This is a genomic window from Buchnera aphidicola (Eriosoma lanigerum) (genome assembly GCF_964059125.1).
Taxonomy (GTDB): domain Bacteria; phylum Pseudomonadota; class Gammaproteobacteria; order Enterobacterales; family Enterobacteriaceae; genus Buchnera_D; species Buchnera_D aphidicola_C.
In genome coordinates, this window is sequence record NZ_OZ060397.1 from 1 (window position 1) to 2,503 (window position 2,503).

Annotated in this window: 2 protein-coding genes; one reads left to right on the forward strand and one right to left on the reverse strand. The window is 17.8% G+C overall.

Going from position 1 to position 2,503, the window contains the following annotated elements:
* Positions 1-153: 153 nt before the first annotated feature.
* The gene (locus tag AB4W75_RS02745; protein ID WP_367679690.1) at positions 154-645 is read right to left on the reverse strand and encodes a TIGR00645 family protein; all 492 of its coding nucleotides are present in this window, start codon (positions 643-645) and stop codon (positions 154-156) included.
* Between the two features lie 899 nt (positions 646-1,544).
* Between AB4W75_RS02745 and repA the strand changes: the two genes are divergently transcribed.
* On the forward strand, positions 1,545-2,393 hold the full coding sequence (repA, locus tag AB4W75_RS02750; protein WP_367679689.1) for a plasmid replication initiator RepA: 849 nt from the start codon (positions 1,545-1,547) through the stop codon (positions 2,391-2,393).
* Positions 2,394-2,503: the final 110 nt, after the last annotated feature.

The window sequence follows — 2,503 nt, forward strand, 5'->3', positions numbered from 1 at the left end:
ATAAATGCAAATGGTTATTTTTTATATTCATATTAAGAGATAAATGCAAAATAACTTTTTCAAAAAAATTTAAAATAAGATCAAAAATCTAATTTAATATTAATTAATTGAATTAATAACATATTACATCAATTAATTAATATTTTTATAAATTTAAGTTTTTTTGCTCATTTTATCAATATAAGCCATTCCAAAAGCAGATAAAACGAAAGTTAAATGAATTAATACACACCACATAATTTTATCATCTAATACTTTATCAGCTTCCATAAAAACTCTTAAAAGATGTACAGAAGAGATTGCGACAATAGATGAAGCAACTTTATTTTTTATTGAATTTACATCCATAGTACCCATCCAACTTAATCTTTTTTGATTACCTTTCATTTCCATTTTCGAGATGAAATTTTCATATCCTGAAAACATAACCATAACTAATAATCCTCCTACTAATGCTATATCAATTAATGAAAGTACAATTAATACTAAACCTGATTCTGACATAATAAATATTTCAGGAAGTACGAAGATAATTTGTTGAAAAAATTTTAAAGTTAGTAAAATAAAACCAAAAGATAAACCAATATAAACTGGAAACATTAACCATCTTGCTGCATATATTGCTCGTTCAATTATTTTTTCCATAAAATACCTTTTTCATATTTTTAAAATCAACAAATTTAGTAATTAAATATCCTTAATAAATAAAATAAGTAATTAAAGTAATAATAATATATTAAAAATATTTTTTAATGTAGATTAATAATCTACATGTTTTATGTTGAACAAAAATAATATTTAATTTAAATTTTAAAGTTTTCAATATTATTAATATATATATATATATAATAAAAATAAATATTTAATTAATTAATTTTAAATACTAAAAAAAAAAAAAAAAAAAAAATAGAAATTAATTTTTCTTAATTTAATATTTAATATAATAAGAATTATGGTATTAGTTATGTTATATCATTATCATTGATAAAAAAAATTAAATTGAATATTAAGAGATAATGTACTTGAGTTAATAATTTTTAAATACACTTTATTGTTTTTTAAAAAGATTGAAAGTAATTTTTTTTTTACTAAAAAATTACATATATTGAATATAAGATATTTTGTTTAATAAAAAATAGATGCAAGTTATTATTTTTTTATATGCATATTAAGAGATAAATGCAAAATAACATTATTAATAAAACATTTTTTAAAAAAATATATAACATCTAATTTAAAATTGATTAATTGAATAATATATTATTAAATTGATTAACTTTTATAATTGTAAATTATTTTATAATTTTATTAATATAAAAAAAAATTTAAATAAATTAATATAAATTTATAAATAATATAAAAATAACTTCTTTTGAATTTTGAAAATAATGAAATGCAACTAAAATATGCTATTTTTTTATATTATTAAATAATTTAATATAAATTATTGATTTTATTTAAATTAAATATATTGCATTTTTTTAAAAAAAATGATATTTATTTAAGATAAACATTTTTTAAAATTTTTAATAATATTAAAATATATGTATATTACAAAGAAATATGTAAATAATCCATTTCCAAAATTTAAAATTCCAAAAAATGAAAAACAGAGACCAATGTTCATTCAATATGCTATGAAAAAAGCTATGGAAATTGATGTAGCTAGGGGAGAAATTTATTACGTAATTCAACCAAAAAACATAAAAACAGGTCTATTAATAAAGAGAAAAAGAAGATTAAACGAACATCGAGCTTGTGCTTTAAGAGCTATGGTATTGGCTATGTTATATCATTTTAACTTAACTTCTAATCTAGTGTATGCTTCAGTAGAACAGCTATCAGATGAATGTGGTTTATCTACTATTTCTAAATCTGGAAACAAATCTATTTCTCGAGCTTCTAGATTAATTACAGAATTTATGGAACCAATGGGATTTGTAAAATCTGAAAAAAAATGGGATAATGTATTGGGAAATTATATGCCTAAATTAATGACTTTAACCCCTTTATTCTTTTCATTAATAAATATTTCAAATGATCGTTTAATTAAAGCAAAGAAACAACAATTAACTTGGATTAATAAAAATTTATTAAATAAAGGATTAAATCCTTTAACGGAAAAGGAGGTTCTATTAAATACTAAAAATAATAGAATGAAAAAAATTATAGAATATAGGCAATCAAAAAGAAATTTCTATATAAGAAAACAAAAAGCAAAAAAAATAATTGCAAATAGTGAAACTATTGCTAAACAGAATATTCTTAGAATTTTAGTAAAAAATTTTACATTAGAAGAACTACAAACTATGGGACAACATGGTTTAAAAAAAAGAGTTAATATAGAATATTATTCTTTAAAAAAAATAGCTAATTCTTTATATATTAATTAAATGAATTAGCTATAACAATAATATTATTTTTAAATTAGAGTTAAAAAATTTTAATTTTTATTTTTTAGTAAAAAAATAAAAATACTTTTTTTAGTATTTTTTTTTAGAAA